This window comes from Stenotrophomonas muris, assembly GCF_052751275.1.
In genome coordinates this window covers 1,730,222-1,751,557 of record NZ_CP199879.1, presented here as the reverse complement: position 1 = coordinate 1,751,557, position 21,336 = coordinate 1,730,222, and the positions used below count along the sequence as shown (strand labels likewise).

General features: G+C 67.9%; 22 protein-coding genes. 15 read left to right on the top strand and 7 right to left on the bottom strand.

The annotated features are described in order from the left end of the window. Positions 1-303: 303 nt before the first annotated feature. Complete coding sequence (locus ACUVWL_RS07900; RefSeq protein WP_445979011.1) at positions 304-768, top strand: GNAT family N-acetyltransferase; 465 nt, start codon at positions 304-306, stop codon at positions 766-768. Positions 769-775: 7 nt separating this feature from the next. Here ACUVWL_RS07900 and ACUVWL_RS07895 read toward each other — a convergent pair whose 3' ends face one another. After that, positions 776-1,336 carry a GNAT family N-acetyltransferase gene (locus tag ACUVWL_RS07895; protein ID WP_142234640.1) on the bottom strand — a complete coding sequence of 187 codons (561 nt, stop codon included), beginning with the start codon at positions 1,334-1,336 and terminating at the stop codon, positions 776-778. Positions 1,337-1,482: 146 nt separating this feature from the next. Here ACUVWL_RS07895 and ACUVWL_RS07890 point away from each other — a divergent pair, with 146 nt between their 5' ends. Next, complete coding sequence (locus tag ACUVWL_RS07890) at positions 1,483-2,376, top strand: helix-turn-helix domain-containing protein (protein WP_445979010.1); 894 nt, start codon at positions 1,483-1,485, stop codon at positions 2,374-2,376. A gap of 85 nt (positions 2,377-2,461) precedes the next feature. On the opposite strand, the gene ACUVWL_RS07885 is transcribed toward ACUVWL_RS07890, so the two are convergent. Both ACUVWL_RS07885 and ACUVWL_RS07880 read right to left on the bottom strand, forming a co-directional pair. Next, on the bottom strand, positions 2,462-2,821 hold the full coding sequence (locus tag ACUVWL_RS07885; protein WP_014646927.1) for a response regulator: 360 nt from the start codon (positions 2,819-2,821) through the stop codon (positions 2,462-2,464). Then, positions 2,811-3,974 carry a two-component system sensor histidine kinase NtrB gene (locus tag ACUVWL_RS07880; RefSeq protein ID WP_401730139.1) on the bottom strand — a complete coding sequence of 388 codons (1,164 nt, stop codon included), beginning with the start codon at positions 3,972-3,974 and terminating at the stop codon, positions 2,811-2,813. Before ACUVWL_RS07880 ends, ACUVWL_RS07885 begins: the two co-directional genes overlap by 11 nt. Before the next feature lie 151 nt (positions 3,975-4,125). Here ACUVWL_RS07880 and ACUVWL_RS07875 point away from each other — a divergent pair, with 151 nt between their 5' ends. The 5 genes from ACUVWL_RS07875 to ACUVWL_RS07855 all read left to right on the top strand — a co-directional run bounded on the left by ACUVWL_RS07875 (position 4,126) and on the right by ACUVWL_RS07855 (position 10,277). Then, on the top strand, positions 4,126-7,239 hold the full coding sequence (locus ACUVWL_RS07875; RefSeq protein ID WP_049440809.1) for a response regulator: 3,114 nt from the start codon (positions 4,126-4,128) through the stop codon (positions 7,237-7,239). Continuing rightward, positions 7,236-8,060 (top strand): CheR family methyltransferase, encoded by an 825-nt coding sequence (locus ACUVWL_RS07870; RefSeq protein ID WP_075076806.1) that lies wholly within the window; start codon positions 7,236-7,238, stop codon positions 8,058-8,060. The genes ACUVWL_RS07875 and ACUVWL_RS07870 overlap by 4 nt, the downstream gene beginning before the upstream one ends. After that, complete coding sequence (locus tag ACUVWL_RS07865) at positions 8,060-8,635, top strand: chemotaxis protein CheB (protein WP_046430340.1); 576 nt, start codon at positions 8,060-8,062, stop codon at positions 8,633-8,635. The genes ACUVWL_RS07870 and ACUVWL_RS07865 overlap by 1 nt, the downstream gene beginning before the upstream one ends. Next, positions 8,632-9,765 carry a hybrid sensor histidine kinase/response regulator gene (locus tag ACUVWL_RS07860; protein ID WP_032957670.1) on the top strand — a complete coding sequence of 378 codons (1,134 nt, stop codon included), beginning with the start codon at positions 8,632-8,634 and terminating at the stop codon, positions 9,763-9,765. The genes ACUVWL_RS07865 and ACUVWL_RS07860 overlap by 4 nt, the downstream gene beginning before the upstream one ends. An 83-nt stretch (positions 9,766-9,848) precedes the next feature. Next, positions 9,849-10,277, top strand: coding sequence for a BLUF domain-containing protein (locus tag ACUVWL_RS07855; protein WP_014646933.1), 429 nt, complete (start codon positions 9,849-9,851; stop codon positions 10,275-10,277). Positions 10,278-10,280: 3 nt separating this feature from the next. Here ACUVWL_RS07855 and ACUVWL_RS07850 read toward each other — a convergent pair whose 3' ends face one another. Then, positions 10,281-10,604 carry an ArsR/SmtB family transcription factor gene (locus tag ACUVWL_RS07850; protein ID WP_049406519.1) on the bottom strand — a complete coding sequence of 108 codons (324 nt, stop codon included), beginning with the start codon at positions 10,602-10,604 and terminating at the stop codon, positions 10,281-10,283. Between the two features lie 86 nt (positions 10,605-10,690). Here ACUVWL_RS07850 and ACUVWL_RS07845 point away from each other — a divergent pair, with 86 nt between their 5' ends. The 3 genes from ACUVWL_RS07845 to ACUVWL_RS07835 all read left to right on the top strand — a co-directional run bounded on the left by ACUVWL_RS07845 (position 10,691) and on the right by ACUVWL_RS07835 (position 12,658). Further along, positions 10,691-11,128 (top strand): YeeE/YedE family protein, encoded by a 438-nt coding sequence (locus ACUVWL_RS07845; protein ID WP_445979009.1) that lies wholly within the window; start codon positions 10,691-10,693, stop codon positions 11,126-11,128. Next, positions 11,125-11,538: a DUF6691 family protein gene (locus tag ACUVWL_RS07840; protein WP_134808806.1), complete on the top strand. Its 414-nt coding sequence runs from the start codon at positions 11,125-11,127 to the stop codon at positions 11,536-11,538. The genes ACUVWL_RS07845 and ACUVWL_RS07840 overlap by 4 nt, the downstream gene beginning before the upstream one ends. 67 nt (positions 11,539-11,605) lie before the next feature. After that, a complete protein-coding gene (locus ACUVWL_RS07835; protein WP_014646937.1) occupies positions 11,606-12,658 on the top strand; it encodes a linear amide C-N hydrolase in 1,053 nt (350 codons plus the stop codon). Here ACUVWL_RS07835 and ACUVWL_RS07830 read toward each other — a convergent pair. Further along, entirely contained in the window at positions 12,655-13,461 is an 807-nt protein-coding gene (locus ACUVWL_RS07830; RefSeq protein ID WP_049406516.1) for a DUF6491 family protein, read from the bottom strand. The two genes, ACUVWL_RS07835 and ACUVWL_RS07830, sit on opposite strands and share 4 nt — an antisense overlap. A 103-nt stretch (positions 13,462-13,564) precedes the next feature. Here ACUVWL_RS07830 and ACUVWL_RS07825 point away from each other — a divergent pair, with 103 nt between their 5' ends. After that, the gene (locus ACUVWL_RS07825; RefSeq protein ID WP_126412031.1) at positions 13,565-14,260 is read left to right on the top strand and encodes a helix-turn-helix transcriptional regulator; all 696 of its coding nucleotides are present in this window, start codon (positions 13,565-13,567) and stop codon (positions 14,258-14,260) included. A gap of 167 nt (positions 14,261-14,427) precedes the next feature. Continuing rightward, a complete protein-coding gene (locus tag ACUVWL_RS07820; RefSeq protein WP_049440819.1) occupies positions 14,428-15,378 on the top strand; it encodes a DMT family transporter in 951 nt (316 codons plus the stop codon). A 9-nt stretch (positions 15,379-15,387) separates the two neighbouring features. On the opposite strand, the gene ACUVWL_RS07815 is transcribed toward ACUVWL_RS07820, so the two are convergent. Next, positions 15,388-15,708: a hypothetical protein gene (locus tag ACUVWL_RS07815; protein ID WP_162489812.1), complete on the bottom strand. Its 321-nt coding sequence runs from the start codon at positions 15,706-15,708 to the stop codon at positions 15,388-15,390. A gap of 27 nt (positions 15,709-15,735) precedes the next feature. On the opposite strand from ACUVWL_RS07815, the gene thrA reads away from it, so the two are divergent. The 3 genes from thrA to thrC are packed head-to-tail and all read left to right on the top strand — an operon-like array spanning position 15,736 to position 20,467. Then, positions 15,736-18,240: a bifunctional aspartate kinase/homoserine dehydrogenase I gene (thrA, locus tag ACUVWL_RS07810; RefSeq protein ID WP_445979008.1), complete on the top strand. Its 2,505-nt coding sequence runs from the start codon at positions 15,736-15,738 to the stop codon at positions 18,238-18,240. After that, complete coding sequence (locus tag ACUVWL_RS07805) at positions 18,237-19,151, top strand: homoserine kinase (RefSeq protein WP_049406512.1); 915 nt, start codon at positions 18,237-18,239, stop codon at positions 19,149-19,151. Before thrA ends, ACUVWL_RS07805 begins: the two co-directional genes overlap by 4 nt. 29 nt (positions 19,152-19,180) lie before the next feature. After that, positions 19,181-20,467, top strand: coding sequence for a threonine synthase (gene thrC / locus ACUVWL_RS07800; RefSeq protein WP_445979007.1), 1,287 nt, complete (start codon positions 19,181-19,183; stop codon positions 20,465-20,467). A 102-nt stretch (positions 20,468-20,569) separates the two neighbouring features. Here the strand turns inward: thrC and ACUVWL_RS07795 are convergent, their stop codons facing one another. Beyond that, on the bottom strand, positions 20,570-21,322 hold the full coding sequence (locus tag ACUVWL_RS07795) for a Crp/Fnr family transcriptional regulator (RefSeq protein WP_010482595.1): 753 nt from the start codon (positions 21,320-21,322) through the stop codon (positions 20,570-20,572). Positions 21,323-21,336 lie beyond the last annotated feature (14 nt).

Below are 21,336 nucleotides of genomic sequence, written 5' to 3'. Positions count from 1 at the left end.
CACGTGCGCCTGCTCTTCGCCTCGCAACCCAAGCAGCGGCCGCGGCAGGCAGTCGTAACTGCACAGGCCCATCAGTGCCGCCGCGCATGCCATGACGCGGACGCCGCCGAAGCGGTTGTACAGCGCCCAGAGCGGCGCCGCCGGATCCCGAGGGCAGAAGGAAAAAAGGGATTGTCAGGTGTGGCGGCGGTGGACGATCGGCATTGCTTATTGCCCTGGTACAAAATTCAAGCGCTGCCGTGCAACGTGATTCGGCCGCCGGGATCGCGCACCATGGCGGCCATCCTTCCTTGCGCGCACGCCATGACTGAGTACCTTCGCCCCGTGCAGCCTCCGCACTTCGCCGCCATCGGCGCGTGGCTGGATTCGGCCAGCGCAACCCGGCGCTGGGCCGGTCCCGGCGTGGCGTATCCGCTCGTGCCGGACGCATTCGCGCACGCACTGCAACTGCAGCAGCGCCCGGGCTGGGTGCTGCTGGATGCGCATGGCCACTGCCTTGGTTTCGGCCAGTACTGGCCAACGACCTCCGGCACGCTGCACCTGGGCCGCATCATCGTTTCGCCGCGGGCACGCGGGCGTGGACTGGGACGTGTACTGATGCAGGCGCTGATGGCGCAGGCGTTGCAGTCGCCCGGGGCGGAGCGGCTGACCCTGCGTGTCTATCGTGACAACGTCGCGGCGGTGACCCTGTGCCGCGACCTGGGCTTTCAGCCGATGGAAGACGCTTCGACGCCGGAACTGCTGTTCATGCAGCACCGTGCCGGCTGAGTGGTGATCACGCGCGCAGCACGGAAGCCTGTTGCGCCTGCCATTGCTCGCGGGTGATGCGGCTGATGTGTTCGGTGCGGTAGTCGCCGAGGAAGCTGTTGAACTTGTTCACTTCGGTATGGTGATGCTGGAAACCGCATTTGCTCTGTACGCTCAGGGACTGCAGGTTGTCGGCGAAGTAGCCGCACCACAGTGCGTCCAGGCGCAGGCCGAGGAAGGCGTGCCGCATCACTTCGCGCACTGCTTCGGGCACCAGGCCGCGCCCCCAGTACGGTACGCCGATCCAGTAGGCGATCTCGCCTTCGCGCTCGCCGATCTCGAAGTTGCTGTCGGCACCGATCAGGATGCCGACGCAGCCGATGGCGCGGCCATCTTCGCGGCTCTGCAGGGCATAGACCTCCGGCCGGTTGAACACGGTGCGGATGATCTCGGTACTTTCCTCGACGCTGGTGTGGGCTGGCCATCCGGCGATGGGCCCGACGCGCAGGTCGCGGGCGTATTCGTACAGGTCGGCGGCGTCGGTGTCGCGCCAGGGGCGCAGGATCAAGCGTTCGGTATGCAGCGGCATGGCCGTTCCAGGGGCAGGGAGAGAGCGCACAGGCTAGGCCGCGTCGGGCGGAGGGCACAGGGCGGGACCTTGATGGTTTCGGTACTTTTCACAACTCCCCGGCGTTGCCCGGTATGCTGTGCCCCGGAATGCAGCCGGATCGGCCAATGGACCGCATACCCCAGCTTCTGGATCAGGACGAATCGATGCGCCTGGAGGTCAGTACGCTGGCCGAGGGGCAGGGGGTTCCGCTGTCGTTCGGGCACGCATATCTGGCGGTACTGGTGTGCGTGTCCGGGCGTGCGCGCTTCGCACTGAACTTCCGTGAGGTGGCGGTGCAGCGGCACGACATGCTGGTGCTGGCCGAGGACACGCTGGCGCTGCTGCGGAAGCGATCGCGTGGCTTCCTGGCGGTGGTCTGCCTGATGCCGAAGGCGCTGGCGTCGGAGGTGGCCTACGTACTGCCCAACGCGCTGTTCAAGTTCCTGCATGAGCATCCCCATTGCGTGCCGTCGCCGCTGGAGGTGCCGCTCCTGCAGGGCTGGCTGCAGCAGCTGATGGACGCGCAGCATACTGGGGGCCGCTATCGGCACGTGATGCTGCGCAATCTACTGCAGACCTTTTTCCTCAAATTCGCCACGCTGTTGCCGGCACAGAAGGGGGCCGCAGCGTCGGTCAGCCGGCGCGAGCGCCTGGCCTGGAATTTCTGGGAACTGGTCGGCCAGCGCAGTACCCGCCAGCGCGACGTGCAGTCTTATGCCGATGCGTTGTGCATCACGCCGTTCTATCTTTCACAGCTGACCCGCGAGTGCTTCGATGAAACACCCAAGGCGTTGATCGACCGCCAGGTGGTGCTGGAGATCAAGGCGCTGCTGAGCTACAGCGAGCTGCCGATCGGGCGCATCGCCGAGCGATTGTGCTTCGAGGATGCGTCCTACCTGTGCCGCTACTTCCGGCGGCACACCGGGCAGTCGCTGACCGGCTACCGCCGTGCGGGGCAGGGCGGCCCTAGTGGGATACGAACAGCGGTGCCGGCACTTCGGGCAGCAGATCCTCGGTAACCCCGCCGAGCATGCGTTCGACCACGCAGTCGCGGCGGTAGGGCCCCGGCACCCGTAGATCGGCTTCGCCAGGCCTGGCGAAAGGTCAATCCTGCTTCAACAGCTCGACCAGCTGGCGCAGGCGATAGGGCTTGGGCAGGAACTCCACCTGCTCCGGCAGCGGCGGCAGCTGCGAGCGCGCATAGCCGGAGGACAGGATCATGCGTGCCTGCGGCTGTTCGCGGGCGACGTGCTCGCTCAGTTCGATGCCGGACATGCCGTTGGGCATGCTGACATCGCTGAACACCACGTCAAAACGCGCCTCGCCCTTGAGCAGCTCCGCCGCCTCGTGGCCATCGGCGGTGGTGGCGACCTCGATGCCGAAATCGCGCAGGGCCAGGCCGATCATCTCGCGCAGATCGTTCTGGTCCTCCACCATCAGTACGCGGATGGGTTCATCGGTCATGGGTTGCTTCCTCTGATGCGGGTAACAGCAGGCTTACCGTCGTGCCGACACCGGGCGTGGTGGACACATCGACGAAGCCGCCGCTCTGGGTAGTGAATCCGAACACCTGGCTCAGGCCCAGGCCGCTGCCCTTGCCGATGTCCTTGGTGGTGAAGAAGGGCTCGCTGGCGCGCTCGGCGATGTCGGCCGCCATGCCATGGCCTTCGTCACAGACGCTGAGGGTGACATAGCCGCGTTGCAGCGTAGTGTCCGCATCCGGGTCGAGTCGATGTTCCAGCGCGGTGCCGATCAGGATGCGCCCGCCATCGATGGTGGCCTCTACGGCATTTGCCACCAGGTTGGCCAGGGCAGCCTGCAGCTGCATCGCGTCGGTGCACACCTGCGGCAGGCCCGGCGTGAGGCAGGCGTCCAGCGTCACCGTGGGTGGGCAGGCGCGCTGCAGGCCCGGCAGCCATTGCTGTACCAGCGTGTTGATGTCCAGCGGTTCGCGGATCAAGGTCTGGCCCGTGCTGAAGGCCAGCAGCTGGCGGGTCAGCAGGGCGCCGCGGTCGGTGGCCGCCTGCGCAGCGTCCAGCAGCTCGGCGGCGCGTGCATCGTCACCGCGGACGCGTAGCGACAGCAGGTCCAGTGCGTTGCCGATGGTGGTCAGCAGGTTGTTGAACTCGTGCGACAGGCCGCGGCTGAGCCGGCCGACCGTCTCGAACTGCTGGGTGTTGCGCAGCGCACGCTGGGCATCGCGCAGCAGTCGCTGTGCCTGCCATTGCTCGGTGATGTCGCGGGTGATCTTGACGAAGCCAAGCAGTTCGCCCGCTTCAACGACCGGCTCGATGACCACGCTGGCGCGGAACGAGGAGCCGTCGCGGCGTACCCGCCAGCCCTCGCTGGCAACATGGCCCTGCTGCGCCGCGAGGCGGAGCAGGCGCTGCGGTTCGCCGGCCTCGCGCTCGGTGGCCAGGTAGAAGCGACCGAAGTGCGTACCCACCACTTCATCGGCTGAATAGCCCTTGATACGCTCGGCGCCCGGGTTCCAGCTGCAGACGATGCCTTCAGGATCAAGCAGGTACAGCGCATGGTCGCGCACGCTGTCGATCAGCAATCGCAGTTGTCGGGAAGGGTCCGTCAGCACGGACGTCGTAGAGGCAGCTGCGTCCACGTGTAGATAAGTGTTACCCCTGTGAGGGACGTGAAGCTAGGCATTCAAGTGTGAAGGATGCGTGCACACCTGACACGTGCCATTTGTCCTGTGCGGCTGAATGCGACACGGAGTACCATCTTCCACCCTTTGCCTTCTGGAACCGACCTGCATGCGTCCTGGTGCGACTACGCGTGACCGCTGGATCTGGATGACCTCTGCCGTATTGCTGGCGGCGACCATCGCGCTGGAACTGGTGGTGCCGCTGGGATACGCGGTCTGGCTGGCCTATTTCCTGGCCGTGGGCGTCACGGTGTTCCAGCGCAGTGCGCGCGCGCCGTTCGTGGTCGCGATGATCGCCTGTGTCCTGCTGGTGATCGGCTTCAACGTGGCGCCCGCCAGCAACAACTCGTCGTTCTCGTTCGTCAACCGCACCATCGGTGGCTGCGCCTTCCTGATGATCGCGCTGATCGTCTCGCGCGCCATCCAGGCCCGCCGCCAGGCCATGCGCGCGCTCTGGCTGCAGGAGGCCGAGAACGCGGTGGCGTCGAGCCTGCGCGGTGACCTGGGGCCGGAGCAGATCGCCGAGGCGGCTGCGACGAGCCTGGCCGGGCAGCTGGACGCGGAGGTCGGTGCGGTCTATCGGCTGGAAGGCGGACGGCTGCAGCTGACCGGTGGCATGGCGCTGCCTTCGGGCGCGCCGGCCTCGCTGGCCCTGCACGAAGGGCTGGCCGGGCAGGTCGCTCGTGATGAACGGATCCGCCACCTGCATGGCGACGATGCCGCCGTGCTTGAACTGCAGACCAGCCTGGGCCGGCTGCCGGTGCGCGAGCGCATCCTGGCGCCGCTCAGCAGCGACGGCGCCGTGGTCGGCATCATCGAACTGGGCCGCGCCCGGGTCGGTGAACAGCGTGATCTGGATCGCGAGCTGCTGGAGCGCTGTGCCGAGACCATCGGCATGGCGCTGCGCGCATCACTGTTGCGTGCGCAACTGGTGGTGCTGCTGGAAGAGTCGCAGCGCCAGGGCGAGGAGCTGCAGGCCCAGCAGGAAGAGCTGCGCGTGGCCAACGAGGAACTGGAAGAGCAGAGCCGCAGCCTGCTGCAGTCGCAGAGCCACCTGGAAGAACAGCAGGCCGAGCTGGAACAGAGCAACGTGCAGCTGGAAGAGCGCACCCACGAGCTGGAGGCGCAGAAGCAGGCGCTGCTGGTCGCGCAGAGCCAGCTGGTGCGCAACAGCAACGAACTGGCCGCGACATCGCGCTACAAGTCCGAGTTCCTGGCCAACATGTCGCACGAACTGCGCACGCCGCTGAACAGCTCGCTGATCCTGGCCAAGCTGCTGGCCGACAACAAGGACGGCACGCTCACCGAGGAACAGGTGAAGTACGCCCGTGCGATCCTTTCGTCCAACAACGATCTGTTGGCACTGATCAACGACATCCTCGACCTGTCGCGCATCGAGGCCGGCCATGTCGAACTGTCCGATGAAGTGGTGGTGGTCGACAGCGCGCTGCAGCGCCTGCGCGAGACCTTCGAGCCGATGGCGCGGCAGAAGGGCCTGGCCCTGCAGATCGAAGCCGATGCGCTGGCACCGAGCCAGCTGGTGGTCGACAGCCAGCGGCTGCAGCAGATCCTGAAGAACCTGCTGGCCAACGCGGTGAAGTTCACCGAGCACGGAAAGGTCAGCCTGCACGTGCGTGCGGCCGGCAATGGCCGCATCCGGTTCGAGGTCTGCGACACCGGCATCGGCATCGCCCGCGAGCAGCTGGACGTCATCTTTGAAGCCTTCCGCCAGGCCGACGGCAGCACCCGCCGTCGCTACGGCGGTACCGGCCTGGGCCTGTCGATCTCGCGCGATCTGGCCGAGCGCATGGGCGGCCAGATCCAGGTCGACAGCGAGCCCGGGCGCGGCAGCTGCTTCATCCTGGAGCTGCCATTGCAGGGCGCCCCCGCGGCGAGCGCAGCCGAGGCTGCCGAGGCCCCCGTGGCAGTGCCGGCGCCGGCACGGACACCGGCCGTGCTGCCGCCCGCGCCGGTGCGCGCTGCCACTGCGTCGGCGCCGGCCACTGCGTCGGCCGGCGTGGCCGACGACCGCGGCCGCCGCCAGCGCGCCGGGCGCCTGATCCTGGCGGTCGAGGACGATGCCACGTTCGCCGAGGCACTGGTGGCCCTGGCCCATGAACTGGACTTCGACTGCGTGGTGGCGGGTACGGCGGAAGAAGCGCTGACGCTCGCCAGTGAGCTGCGTCCGAACGGCATCCTGCTTGATATCGGCCTGCCGGACGTGTCGGGCCTGAGCGTGCTGGAGCGCCTGAAGCGCAACCCCGAAACCCGCCACATCCCGGTGCATGTGGTCTCGGCAACGGACCGCAGCCAGGTGGCGCGCGAGCTGGGCGCGATCGGCTTCGCGATCAAGCCGACCACGCGCGAGCGGCTGGTGACGGCCATCGAGCAGCTGGAACAGACCAGCCAGCGCGACGTGCGGCGCCTGCTGATCGTCGAGGACGACAGCGAGCTGCGCAGCAACCTGGAACTGCTGCTGGGCCGCGACCAGCTGCAGATCGTCGCGGTGGGCACCCTGGCCGGCGCACTGGAACAGCTCAGCACGGTCACGTTCGACTGCATGGTGATGGACCTGTCGCTGCCCGACGGCAGCGGCTACGACCTGCTTGAACACATGGCCGGGAACGATGAGGTCGGTTTCCCGCCGGTGATCGTCTATACCGGCCGCGCGCTCAGCCGCGAGGAAGAGCAGCGCCTGCGCCGATATTCCAAGAGCATCATCATCAAGGGTGCGCGTTCGCCGGAACGCCTGCTGGATGAAGTGACCCTGTTCCTGCACAGCGTCGAGGCCAGCCTGCCGACCGACCAGCAGCGCCTGCTGCGCGAAGCGCGCCGGCGCGACACCGTGCTCGATGGCCGTACCGTGCTGCTGGCCGAAGACGATGTCCGTAACATCTTCGCGCTGTCCAGCGTGCTCGAACCGCTCGGCGTCACGCTGGAGATCGCGCGCAATGGCCAGGAAGCGGTGGATCGCCTGGCCGAGCGCGAGGTCGATCTGGTGCTGATGGACATCATGATGCCGGAGAAGGATGGGCTGGCCGCGATGCGCGAGATCCGCGCGCAGCGCCACCTGCAGGACCTGCCGATCATCGCGCTGACCGCCAAGGCCATGCCGGACGACCGTGAGCGATGCCTGCAGGCCGGTGCCAACGATTACATCGCCAAGCCCATCGATGTCGACAAGCTGGTCTCGTTGTGCCGTGTCTGGTGCTCGCGGCAATGAACGAGCAGGCGCTGTTCGACCTGGAACTGAAGGTGCTGCTGGAAGCGCTGTACCAGCGCTACCACTACGACTTCCGCAGCTACGCGGTATCGTCGCTGCGGCGGCGCATCCGCCAGGCCATGCAGCGCTACGAGTGCGAGCGGCTGGCCGACCTGCAGCACCGCCTGCTGCACGAGCCGGACCTGTTCGCGCAGGCGATGCAGTTCTTCACCGTGCAGGTCTCGGAGATGTTCCGTGACCCGGCCTATTTCCGTGAGCTGCGCGAGCAGGTGGTGCCGGTGCTGCGCACCTATCCCTCGGTGAAGCTGTGGGTGGCTGGCTGCAGTACGGGCGAGGAAGTGTGGTCACTGGCGATCCTGCTGCACGAGGAAGACCTGCTCGAGCGCAGCATCGTTTACGCCACCGACATCAATCCGGCAGCGCTGGCCACCGCCGAAGCCGGCGCCTATGGCATCGACCGCATGGCCCAGTTCAGCCGCAACTACCTGGCGGCCGGCGGCACCGCTTCGCTCTCCGACTACTACGCCACGGCCTACGATGGCGCGGTGTTCAACCGCCAGCTGCGCCGCAACGTGGTGTTCGCCGACCACAGCTTGGCCACCGACACCGTGTTCTCCGAAGTGCACCTGGTGTCGTGCCGCAACGTGCTGATCTATTTCAACCGCGACCTGCAGGATCGCGCGGTGGGCCTGTTCCGTGATGCGCTGGTGCATCGCGGCTTCCTTGGCCTGGGCAGCAAGGAGTCGCTGCAGTTCGGGCGCCACCACGGTGCGTTCGAGGTCTGCTCGCGCGAGCATCGCCTGTACCGGAAAGTCGCCTGATGAGCCTGCCGATACGACCGGCCGTGCTGGTGATCGGGGCCTCTGCGGGTGGGGTCGCAGCGCTGCAGACGGTGCTTGGCGCGCTGCCTGCGGCACTGCCGGCGCCGGTGCTGGCAGTGCTGCACCTGCCACGCGATCGCAGCAGCCGCATCGCCGAAGTGCTGGCGCCGTACTGCGCGCTGCCGGTGCGCGAGGCCGAAGACAAGCAGCCGCTGCAGCCTGGCACGGTGACCTTTGCGCCACCGGACTATCACCTGCTGGTGGAAGACGCCGGTTCGCTGGCGCTGTCGGTCGACGCCCCGGTGCTGTTTTCGCGCCCGGCCATCGATCCGCTGTTCGAGTCGGCGGCGGCGGTGTTCGGCGCGCAGGTGCTGGCCTTGCTGCTGACCGGTGCCAGCAGTGATGGCAGCGAAGGCGTGGCCGCCGTGCGCGCCGCTGGTGGCCGCGCCTGGCTGCAATGTCCCGAGGAGGCCGAGGCATCGATGATGCCGGCCTCCGCCCTGCAGCACGCTGGCGCCGATGCCGTGCTGCCCCTTGAACTGATGTGCCGTCGCCTGAAGGAGTTGTTTGCATGAACCTGTTGCCACCGGACCCTGCGCAGTCGCAGACCCCGGTCAACCTGCTGATCGTCGATGACGTGCCGCAGAACCTGGTAGCCATGCAGGCGCTGCTGCAGCGCGAGGGCGTGAACCTGCTGCTTGCGGGCTCGGGTGCGCAGGCGCTGGAGCTGCTGCTGGAGCACGAGGTGGCGCTGGCATTGCTGGATGTGCACATGCCGGAGATCGATGGTTTCACCCTGGCCGAGCTGATGCGCGGTTCGCACCGCAGCCGCGATGTGCCGATCATCTTCCTGACCGCCTCGCCGGATGATCCGGTGCGTGCCTTCAAGGGCTACGAAACCGGTGCGGTCGATTTCCTGCACAAGCCGGTCGCACCGCAGGTGATCCTGAGCAAGGTCAACGTCTTCATCGAGCTCTACCAGCAGCGCCAGCTGCTGAAGGCGCGCAACGAGGCGCTGGAACGTTCGCTCAAGCTCAACGAGACGATGGCGGCCGTGCTCACCCATGACCTGCGCACGCCGCTGTCGGCGATCCTGCTGTGTGCCGACAAGCTGGCGCTGGAGCTTCCAGAGGACAATGCCGGTGCGCAGCAGACCCTGAAGCACCTGGAAGCCAGCACCCTGCGCATGGCGCGGATGGTCGAGCAGCTGCTGGACTTTTCGCGGATCCGCAGCGGCGGCCTGCGCCTGCAGGCAAGTGCCTGCGATCTTGCGGAAGTGACGCGTGCCGTGGTGGCCGAAGCGGGCAGCGCCCACGGCCACGCACGGGTGCATCTCGACATGCAGGGCGATACCCGCCTGCAGGGTGATCTGGATCGGCTTGGCCAGGTCGCCGCGAACCTGGTCGGCAACGCGCTTACCCATGGCAGCGAGGCGAGGGTGGAGGTGGACGGCCGAGATCCGCGCAGCGTGCTGCTGCGGGTAAGCAACGCCGGGCGGATCGACGACGCGCTGCTGCCGCGATTGTTCGAGCCGTTCAAGGCCAGTTTCCACCCCAGCAATGGCCTGGGGCTGGGCCTGTACATCGTTGATCAGTTCGTCCGCGCGCACGGCGGCCACATCGGCGCGCGCAACGAGGCGGGGCAGGTGGTGTTCGAGGCGACGCTGCCACGGCGCTCTGAAAGCCCGGCAACGGCGGCCAGCTGAATCCTTCAGCAAGCGACGCGTGGATCTGAGACGGGCTCGTCCGCAACTGCTACCGTGGCGGCAGATATTGCCAAGGAAGCACCATGCCACTGCGTGCGATCGCCTATGTCAGCCGGGCGCTGCCGGATCTCTCCGCTCGACGGCTGCAGGCGCTGGTCGACGATGCGGCCCGCTTCAACAAGATGGCCGGCGTGACCGGCGTGCTGCTGCACGACGGCGGGCGTTTCCTGCAGTACATCGAAGGGCCGCCGGATGGCATCGGTTCGGTCTACGAACGCATCCTGCAGGCCGGCAGCCATATCGACATCATTGAACTGGCGCGCGGCCGCCTGGGCCAGCGCCAGTTTCCGTACTGGTCGATGCGCGCGCTGCCGGTGGAGGAGGCGCTGTTGCGCCAGCTGTCATCCAGTGACTGGTCGGGCTTTACCCGTACGCTGCAGGGTGATCGCTCCGCGCCGACGCCGGTGGACCTGCTCGATAACGTTGTGCAGCCAGCACTGCACGCCGGCTGAGCGTCAGCCCGAGGCGCCGCCGCCGCAATAGGCGGCATGCAGCGCCTGCAGCACGCCCAATGCGGGCCCTTCCTGCATGCGGTAGTGGATGGCCTGTGCTTCGCGCCGGGTCGCCACGATGTCCATATCGCGCAGCACAGCCAGGTGCTGCGACAGCGCGGACGCACTCAATCCGGTCAGCGCCTGCAGCTCCGGTACCGGCGCTTCGCCTTCGACCAGGCGGCACAGCACGCGCAAGCGGGCAGGATGGGCCAGGCGCTTGAGCAGGGCAGCGGCCTGCGCGGCGTGCTTGGCCATCGCGGCACTGTCGAGCGGGGTGCTGGGCATGGTTGACCTTTTTGTTTAGATGTGTCTAATTTAGATAAATCTAAATAAAAGGGCAATCCCATGAAGGGCGTGAATGAGGGCGGGGCATGAACCTGCCGTGGACTGCGGTAGCCGGCGGTGGGTTGATCGGCGCCGCCGCAGTGCTGTTGCTCGCCACCCTCGGGCGTGTGGCCGGTATCAGCGGGATCGCCGCAGGCAGCCTGCGCGCAGCGGAAGGCGAGCGCGGATGGCGCTGGGCCTTCCTGTCTGGCCTGCTCGCGGCGGCCGGGCTGGTGCTGTGGTGGCAGTCGCTGCCCGAAGCGTTGCCGCGGGTACAGTTGCGCAATGCCTTGCCTGCCTGGCAGTTGATCGGCGCCGGCCTGCTGGTGGGCTTCGGCACCCGCTTGGGCAGTGGCTGTACCAGTGGTCACGGCGTCTGCGGCATGGCTCGCGGCTCGAAGCGCTCGCTGCTGGCGGTGCTGGTGTTCATGGCCTGCGCGATGCTGACGACGTTCCTCATCCGCCACGGCGGAGGCCCGGCATGAGCCGCGCGACAGGGGCCGCGGCAGCGGCGGGTGCGCTGTTCGGTGCGGGGCTGGCGCTTTCGGGGATGACCGACGCGCGCCGTGTGCTCGGCTTCCTCGACATTGCGGGTGATTTCGATCCCACCCTGGTGTGGGTGCTGGGCTCGGCGCTGCTGGTCAGTGCGGTCGGCCAGCGCTGGGTGCTGCGCCGCGCGCAGCCGTGGTTCGCGGTGCGCTTCCAGCTGCCCAGTGCGCGTGATGTCGATGCGCGCCTGCTGCTGGGCGCCGCACTGTTCGGTATCGGCTGGGGATGGGCTGGCTATTGCCCGGGACCGGCCATCGCCGGGCTGGCAGTCGCATCGCGTGAAGGGCTGTGGTTCGTGCCTGCGATGCTTGCAGGTTTCTGGCTGCACGATCGGGTCGTACGCTGAGGCTTCACCCCTGTGTCACCCTGCGTGCGGTCAGATCCGGGGTTCACGGGGAAAGGAGCACAACGACATGGTACGGATGAAGTGGACGGGCAGGGCAATGCTGGCGGTCGCACTGGCCGCTGCGGTGGCACCGGCGCTGGCCTGCACGCGCGCGGTGTACCTGGGTGACAACGGTGATGTGATCACCGCACGCTCGATGGACTGGAAGGTCGACGTGGCCACCAATCTCTACGTGCTGCCGCGCGGCATCGCGCGCACCGGCCAGGCCGGACCGAAGTCGCTGGCCTGGACAGCGCGCTATGGTTCGGTGGTGGCCACCGGCTACGACGTGTCGACCACCGATGGCATGAACGAGAAGGGCCTGGTGGCCAACCTGCTGTGGCTGGTCGAATCGGAGTATCCGCAGCAGCGCGGCAACAAGCCGGGACTGGCGATCTCGCTGTGGGCGCAGTATGTGCTGGACAATTTCGCGACCGTGGATGAGGCAGTGGCGGCGCTGAAGCGCGAGCCGTACTCGATCGTCACCGACAAGGTGCCGGGCGAGGACCGCCAGGCAACGCTGCATCTGTCGCTGTCCGACGCGAGCGGCGACAGTGCCATCGTCGAGTACATCGGGGGGCGCCAGGTGATCCACCATGACCGGCGCTACCAGGTGATGACCAACTCGCCGATCTTCGAGCAGCAGCTGGCACTCAACAGCTACTGGCAGCAGATCGGTGGCACGGTGATGCTGCCAGGTACCAACCGCTCGTCCGACCGCTTCGCGCGTGCGTCGTTCTACATCAACGCCATTCCCAAGGCCGAGGACCCGGTGGAAGCGCTGGCCAGCGTGTTCAGCGTGATCCGCAATGCGTCGGTGCCGTACGGCATCACCACGCCGGGCGAGCCGAACATCTCATCGACGCGCTGGCGCACGGTGGCCGACCACAAGCGGCGGTTGTACTTCTTCGAATCGGCGCTGACCCCCAACACCTTCTGGATCGATCTGAACAAGGTCGATTTCGGCGGCCAGGTGCTCAAGCTCGACCTTGGCAAGGACCAGCGCAACACGTTCGCCGGCGATGCATTGGGTCACTTCGTACCCAGTGCACCGTTCGCCTTCCTCGGCGTGGACGGCTAGCGCGAGGCCTGGTCCGGCGCGTCCTTCGGATAGACCGCCAGCACGCTGCAGCCCGGGCGGGCGAAGCGCGGCGTGCTGGCGCGCATGTCGCCGGGGATTCCGGACGGCGTCTCCACGATGCGATCGCCCGGATTGCCACAGATCAGGCCGTTCTGGAAACCGGACTGGAATTCCACCGAGGTCGCCCCGGCCAGGATCGAGCAGCTGCCGGCCAGTTCGACGCGGTAGTAGCGATTGCCGCCATTGCGGCGCGGATTGGTCTCCACCACCACGCCTTGCGGATCCTCGTTCCAGCTGCGCACATGGCGGGTGGCGAAGCAGAACGCTGGCGAGGCCTGGAAGGTATGGCGCGGGCTGCTGCCGCCACGGCTGGGCTTGCCTGTGGCGGTCACGTTCACCGGCGGCAGGGTGGCCGCGTACAGGCGGCTGCTCTGGCGTGCGGTGCTGGCGAACTCCCGGTTGTCGATGGGGGTGACACTGCCGACGCCGCAGCGGCGGCCATCCACCATCACCTGTTCACTGGGGCGGCCGCAGGCCCAGCCCGAAGGCGCCTCCAGCCGCAGTGCGCTGGCTTCGTTGACACCCGGGCAGGCTGCGCTGAAGTCGATGCGGAAGGCCTGGCCCCTGCCATCACGGACCGCGATGGCGGTCGGTGTCTCCTGCTCGACCTGGCGTACGTCACGTGCGTCCAGGCAGTGCGGTGCAGGTGCGATGCGCTCGGCGGCCGATGGCGCGGATGGCGCCTGGGCCAGGGCGGCCAGGGGTAAGGCGCTGGCCAGTGCCAGCGGAAGCAATCGGATCATGCTGTTCATCCTGCCATCCCTGCGTCTGTAACTGGCTGGAACATAGCATGGCCGGTGCCGGGGCCGCGTTGCAGGGAAATGCCAGCACGCGCACACTCGTCATATGGGCGCGATCTTCCACCTGCGGCACTACGGCCAGGCCACCGGCCTGGACCGTCATGACTACGCGCAGTGGGTGCTGCCGCTGCAGGGCGAACTGCAGTTCGAGATGCAAGGCCGCGGTGGTCGCCTGGACCTGCTGCAGGGGGCCTTCGTCGCGGCTGGCGAAGCACACGACCAGATGGCCGATGGCCCGAATGCTTTCGTGATCGTCGACTGCCCCCCGGGTGTGCTCGATGACGGTACCCAGGAACACCTGTGCCGCCAGCGCTGGCTGCATCTGCCACTGGCGCTGCGACAGCGCCTGGCGCAGGTGTGTGAGGGCCAGGCACTGCCGGCCCTGTTGCCGCAGCTGCTCCAGGTGTTCGCACCGGCGGGCAGTGGTGCGCGCCTGCAGGGCCTGTGCGCGGCGGTGCAGGTTGATCCTGGCCAGGCGTGGCCGGTAGCACGCATGGCCGCCTTCGTCGGCGTCAGCGAAAGCCGGTTGCATGCGCTGTTCCAGCGGGAGTTCGGGCTGAGCCCGCAGGCCTGGCTCAGTACAAGCCGGTTGCGTTGGGCCAAGCACCAACTGCGTACCAGTGCGGCGCCGATCAGCGATATCGCGCTGGCGGCAGGCTATTCCGAGCAGAGTGCACTGACCCGTGCGCTGCGTCGTGAGTGCGGGCAGACGCCGGCCGCCTGGCGCAGGGGCGCCATCTGACCTGTAGAGCCGAGCCCACGCTCGGCTGCCCTTATCTGCACAGCGGCCAATCGCAGCCGAGCATTGGCTCGGCTCTACAGAGATGACAAGGCAATAGCCTCGGTCAAGAGCGCCCGCTGGCCAGCGCTTACACTGCGCGGCCCGTTCTCTTCCCCCGAAGAACCCGAATGCGCAACAACCCGATGGCCCTGGGCATCGCCAATGGCGTTGCCGCTGGCGCGCTGTGGGGCGTGGTCTTTCTCGCGCCCGCCGTGCTGCAGTCGTTCAATGCCCTGCAACTGTCCGCCGGTCGCTACCTGGTCTATGGCCTGATTGCCATCGCTCTGCTGCTGCCGCGCTGGAAGCGGCTGGCACCGCGGCTGCGCCGCGCCGAATGGTTCGGGCTGCTGTGGCTGAGCCTGGCCGGCAACCTGGTGTACTTCCTGCTGCTGGCCACGGCGGTGCAGTGGGCCGGTGGCGCGGCGGCGTCATTGATTGTCGGCCTGATTCCGGTGGTGGTCACTGTGGTTGGCGTGCGCGAGCAGGGCGCGGTGCCGTTGAAGCAGCTGCTGCCGGCGCTGGGCCTGTGCGTGCTCGGCGTGGCGCTGGTGGGCTGGGAAGCATTGATGTCCGAACACCTCGCAACACCGTGGCGGCAGCGCCTGATTGGCCTGCTCTGTGCGTTCGGTGCGCTGTTCTCGTGGGCGCTGTACTCGATCGGCAACAGTCGTTGGCTGGCGCGCCGGCCGGACCTGTCCAGCCACGACTGGTCGTTGCTGACCGGCGTCACCACTGGCGGCCTGGCCCTGCTGCTGGTGCCGATGGCCTTCATCGGCCACAGCGGTACCCACACCGCGGCGCAGTGGAGTGGCTTCTGGGCGATCAGCGCCGGCGTGGCAGTGGTGGCCTCGATCCTCGGCAACGCGTTCTGGAACCGTGCCAGCCGCCTGTTGCCATTGACCCTGACCGGGCAGATGATCGTGTTCGAGACGCTGTTCGCGCTGGCGTATGCCTTCGCCTGGCAGCAGCGCTGGCCCTCGCTGCTGGAGGCGCTGGCGATCGTGTTCCTGGTGGCCGGCGTGATGCTGTGCGCGCATGCCCATCGCTCGCCACGGGCGATCGCCGAACATGCAGGCTGAATGTGGGCGTCAAGCGTGCTGATGCCGGCTTTGTCTCAGATGCAACCAAATGCCGGCACGTTGGCCGATGATCGCCGCAATGATTTTTTGCATCGCAGCACTTGACAGCGGACCGGCGCACAGTGTTTTCTGTGCGTCATGGTCCTTGATGCCGCCCACGCCAGCCTGATCGCCCCCGCCATTGCGGGCCGTCCGACTGCGCCGGTCGCCACCACCACCATTACCACCACCACCGTCACCACTGCCCTGGTGCGGCCCGTCGTCTTCGTGTAACTCCCGAAAACCACGGCCCCGCACCATCCAGGTGGCGGGGAAACTCGACACCTGCATGCGACGGGGCCTCCTACCGAGGTCTGCATGTCTTCCCACGCCCCCGCCCATCCCGTTGCCCCGGCCGATCTGGCTGCACCGTCCACTGTCGTGCACAAGTTCGGCGGCACCTCGGTGGCCGATGCCGAACGCTATCGCCATGTTGCCGGCCTGCTGCTGGCCCGTCCTGAGTCGCTGCAGGTCACTGTCGTCTCGGCGATGAAGGGGGTCACCGACGCGCTGATCGATCTGGCGCAGCTGGCGGCAAAGGGTGACCAGGGTTGGCGCGAGGCCTGGCATGCCCTGCGCGCGCGCCACCGTGGCGCCGCCGTGGCGCTGCTGGGCGAGCAGGTCGGCGAGACGGTCGAATGGATCGACGCCCGCTTCGATCAGCTGGCCGAAGTGCTGGCGGCGCTGGCGGTGATCGGCGAGCTGCCGCGCGAGGTGCTGGACCGCGTGCAGGGCCTGGGCGAAGTGTTCTCCGCGCAGTTGCTTGGCACCCACCTGCGTGCATTGGGCGAAGACTGTGCGGTGCTCGATGCGCGCGATGTGCTGGTGGTCGGGCATGGCGAGCTGGGCGTCGATGTCGACTGGGAAGCCAGCGCCGACCGCCTCGCGCAATGGCGCCTTCAACATCCTCAGCCGCGCCTGGTCGCCACCGGTTTCGTCGCGCGTGACCGTGATGACCGCATCACCACCCTGGGCCGCAACGGCAGTGACTACTCCGGCGCGATCTTCGCCGCGCTGTTCAATGCCGATGAACTGCACATCTGGACCGACGTCGACGGCGTGCTGTCAGCCGACCCGCGCCTGGTACCCGAAGCCGTGCAGCTCGAATCGCTCAGCTACGACGAGGCCTGCGAACTGGCCTACTTCGGCGCCAAAGTGGTGCACCCGCAGACGATGTCGCCGGCGATCCGCCTGGGCCTGCCGATCTTCATCCGCAATACGTTCCAACCGGCGCATCCGGGTACGCGCATCAGTGCCGAGCGCTCGCCGCGTGGGCCGGTAAAGGGCCTGACCCTGAGCCCGGGCCTGGCCCTGTTGAACCTGGAAGGCACCGGCCTGATCGGCGTGCCAGGCACTGCAGAGCGCGTATTCGCTGCCCTGCGCCAGGCGCAGGTGTCGGTGGTGATGATCTCGCAGGGTTCGTCGGAACATTCGATCTGCTGCGTGGTGCGCGCCGCCGAAGCTGCACGTGGCCGCGAGGCGCTGCTGCATGCGTTTGCGCATGAGCTGTCGGTGGGCCAGGTGCAGCGCGTGCAGGTCAGCGAGGGCGTCAGCGTTCTGGCGGCGGTGGGCGACGGCATGGCCGGCCAACCTGGCGTGGCGGCGCGCCTGTTCGAGGCGCTGGGCCGCGCGCAGGTGAACATCCTGGCAATCGCGCAGGGCTCGTCCGAGCGCAACATTTCGGTGGCGGTGGACAGTGCCGATGCCACCCGCGCCCTGCGCGCCGCGCATGCCGGCTTCTGGCTGTCGCCGCAGACCTTCGCGGTGGGTGTGATCGGGCCTGGCAACGTCGGTGCCGCGCTGCTGGACCAGCTGCTGGCCGCGCGCCCGCAGTTGCTGGCCAAGGCCAATGTCGACCTGCGCCTGCGCGCACTGGCCTCGCGTTCGCGCATGCGGCTGGATGCGGATGGGCTGCATGCCGACTGGCGCGAAGCCCTTCAGCAGGCGGGTGAGCCCAGCGATCTGGATCGCTTCACCGAACACCTGCTGGCCGCGCACCTGCCGCATGCGGTGGTGATCGACTGCAGTGGCAGTGCCGAGGTGGCCGAGCGCTATGAGGGCTGGTTGGCAGCCGGCATCCACGTGGTCACCCCGAACAAACAGGCCGGCGCCGGGCCGCTGCCGCGCTACCAGCGCATCCGCGCCGCGGCGGCGGCCAGTGGTGCGCGTTTCCGCTACGAGGCCACGGTGGGCGCAGGCCTGCCGGTGATCACCACGCTGCGTGACCTGGTCGATACCGGTGACGAGGTGCTGGCCATCGAAGGCATCTTCTCCGGCACGCTGGCCTGGCTGTTCAACCGCTTCGATGGCAGCCAGCCATTCTCGCAGCTGGTCGCGCAGGCGCGGTCGATGGGCTACACCGAGCCGGACCCGCGTGACGATCTTTCGGGCGTGGACGTGGCGCGCAAGCTGGTGATCCTGGCCCGCGAAGCCGGCCACGCGCTCAGTCTTGAGCAGGTGGAAGTGGAAAGCCTGGTGCCGGCGCTGCTGCGCGAGGGCAGCGTGGATGACTTCATGGCGCGGCTGGGCGAGTCCGACGCCAACCTGCTGCAACGCCTGCAGGATGCGCGGGCGCGTGGTGCGGTGCTGCGCTATGTGGCACAGCTGGGTGCCGACGGCGCCTCGGTGGGGCTGCAGGAACTGCCGGCCGATCATGCCTTCGCCAACCTGCGGCTGACCGACAACGTGGTGCAGTTCCGCACCCGTCGCTACTGCGACAACCCGTTGGTGGTGCAGGGGCCGGGTGCGGGTCCGGAGGTGACGGCAGCGGGTGTGTTCGCGGACCTGCTGCGGGTCGCCGCCGGTGAAGGAGCGCGGCTGTGATCGCACGTGCGTTCGCGCCTGCCTCGGTGGCCAACGTGGCAGTGGGCTTCGACATTCTCGGCCATGCCATTGCCGGTATCGGCGATACCGTGAGCGTGCGCCGCATCGACGAGCCGGCGGTGCGGATCGATGCGATCCGTGGCAGTGCCGTCGCGCTGCCACTGGACGCCGCCGGCAACACCGCCGGGGCTGCGCTGATGTCGCTGCGCGAAGGCCTGGGCCTGGATTTCGGTTTCGCGGTCGAGATCGACAAGGGCATCCCGTTCGGTTCCGGCATGGGCGGTTCGGCAGCGTCGAGTGTCGCGGCGCTGGTCGCCGCCAATGCGCTGCTGCAGGCCCCGTTGCCGCGCGAAGCGCTGTACCCCTACGCGCTGGACGGTGAGGCGGTGGCCAGTGGTGGCCGTCACGGTGACAACGTCGGCCCGCTGCTGCTGGGTGGCCTGGCGCTGTGCACGGCCGATCGCCTGTTGCCGGTCCCGGTGCCTGCCAGCTGGCACAGCCTGCTGGTGCATCCGCATGCGGTGCTGGAAACGCGCCGTGCCCGCCAGGCCCTGCAGGGCAGCTATGCGCTGGGCGAGTTCGTGGCCCAGAGCGCGAACCTCGCGCTGGTGCTCAGTGGTTGCCATCGCAGTGATGCGACGCTGGTACGCGCAGGACTGCGCGACGTGCTGGTCGAACCGCGACGGGCCGGATTGATTGCCGGCTTCGAGGCCGCCCGTGATGCAGCGCTGTCGGCCCATGCAATGGGCGCGGGCATCTCCGGTGCCGGACCCAGTGTGTTCGCCTGGTTCGAGGACGCCGACCAGGCCCGTGCCGCCGTGGCGCCGGTGCAGGCAGCGTTCGCTGCGGCCGGCTTCGACAGTGACGCCTGGGTATCGCCGCTGGATGCGCCGGGAGCCCGGCTGTGCTGAATCCTTCCCCTTCTCTGGAAACCGATCCCATGCAATTTGTTTCGACCCGCGGCCAGTCGCCCGCCGTTGGCCTCAGCGCCGCGATCGCCGCCGGATTGGCGCCCGATGGCGGGCTGTATGTTCCCGCGCATCTGCCGGCCGCGCGCGAGCTGCAGGCCGGGGCGACCCTGGCCGATACCGCCGCCGATCTGCTGGCACCGTTCTTCGCGGGCGATGCACTCGAGACTGCGCTTCCGGGGATCTGCCGCGAAGCGTTCGACTTCCCGGTGCCGCTGCGTGCGCTCGGCGAGGGTGACCATGTGCTGGAGCTGTTCCATGGGCCGACGGCGGCATTCAAGGATATTGGCGCGCGCTTCCTGGCCGGTACGCTGTCGCGGCTGCAGGTCGGCAAGGATCGCGATCTGACGATCGTCGTCGCCACGTCCGGCGATACGGGTGCCGCCGTTGCGGCGGCCTTCCATCGCCAGCCGGGCGTGCGCGTGGTGGTGCTGTATCCGGAGGGTCGCGTGTCTCCGCGCCAGGCGCATCAGCTCGGTTGTTTCGGCGACAACATCCAGGCCCTGCGCGTGACGGGCGCATTCGACGATTGCCAGGCGATGGTCAAGCAGGCGCTGGCCGACCGCGAACTGCAGGCGCAGGTGCCGTTGAGCTCGGCCAACAGCATCAGCCTGGGCCGACTGCTGCCGCAGATGAGCTACTACGCGCATGCAGCGTTGACCCACTACGCCGCGCATCGTCGCCGGCTCAACCTGGTGGTGCCGACCGGCAATCTGGGCAACGCGATGGCAGCCGTGCTGGCGCGCGCGCTGGGCGTGCCGATCGGCCAGGTCGTGCTGGCCACCAATGCCAATGCCGTGCTGCCGGCGTACTTCAATGGTGGCGACTACCAGCCGCAGGCCAGTGTGGCGACGGTGGCCAATGCAATGGACGTGGGTGCGCCGAGCAACTTCGAGCGACTGCGCTGGCTCTACCACGGCGACGACGCAGAGCTGCGTGCAGCTTTCCGCGCGTTCGCGGTGGATGACGTGACCATCCGCGCGACGATTGCCGCAGCGCATGCCAGCCGCGGCGAGCTGTTCTGCCCGCACACGGCGACGGCGGTGAAGGTGCTGCAGGATCTGCGCGCGCGCGGTGCCAAGGGCGACTGGGCGGTGGTGGCTACGGCGCATCCAGCCAAGTTCGAGGCTGTGGTCGAGCCGCTGATCGGCGAAACGGTGGCGGTGCCGCCTGCGCTGGATGCGTTGCTGCAGCGACCGGCGCACGCCGAACCATTGGCGGCAGATTACGCGGCGTTGCGCGAGGTGTTGCTGCGTTGATCGCAGATGGAGGCGGTTGCCGGCCAGCGGCGGGCACTACCCGTGTTGCATCCGTCCGGTAGTGCCGGCCGCTGGCCGGCAACCCAACCAACCGCGATGCGGTCAGATCAACCCTTCACCGGCCAGCGTGCGCAGCCCATCCTCGTCGAGGATCTCCACCACGTTCAGGTGGGGCAGGGCGATGAGCCCCTGCTGGCGCAGCTTGGTGAAGGTGCGGCTGACCGTTTCCATGGTCAGGCCCAGATGGTCGGCGATATCGCCGCGGCCCATCGGCAGCGACACGCGCAGGCCGTCGCCCCCCAGCTTGGCCTCGCGCGCGGCCAGGCGCAGCAGGAAATCGGCCAGCTTCTCGGCCGGCTGCAGGCGTGCCAGCGCCAGCGCAGCATCCTGTGCGGCATCCAGTTCCTGGCAGGCGCGCTGCAGCAGCTTGCGCTCCAGGTGCGGGAAGCGGCTGCGCAGGGCCTTCATCTGTGGCAGCGCGACACGGCACACGCGGCTGTCGGCGATGGCCTCGATGTCGTAGCGATGGTGGTCGCTGCCGCTCAGGCCCAGGTAGTCGCCGGGCAGCACGAAACCGTTGATCTGGCGCCGGCCGTCGGCCAGGGTGCGCACCAGGCGCAGTGCGCCTGCGGTCAATGTATAGACATGGTCGCGCTCTTCGCCGGTGCGTGCCAGCGTGCTGCCCATGCTGACCTGCTGCGAGACGGTGACCTGTTCCAGCGCCTGCACTTCGTCTGGCGACAGCGCCGAGCACACCGCAAGGTGCCGAACCGAGCAGTGCAGGCAGTCCAGCGTGGTGCAGGACGGCGAGGCGGGATCGTTGGTGGCGGGCGGAGCGCCGGAAGGCCGTGACATGTTGCGGGGGGCGT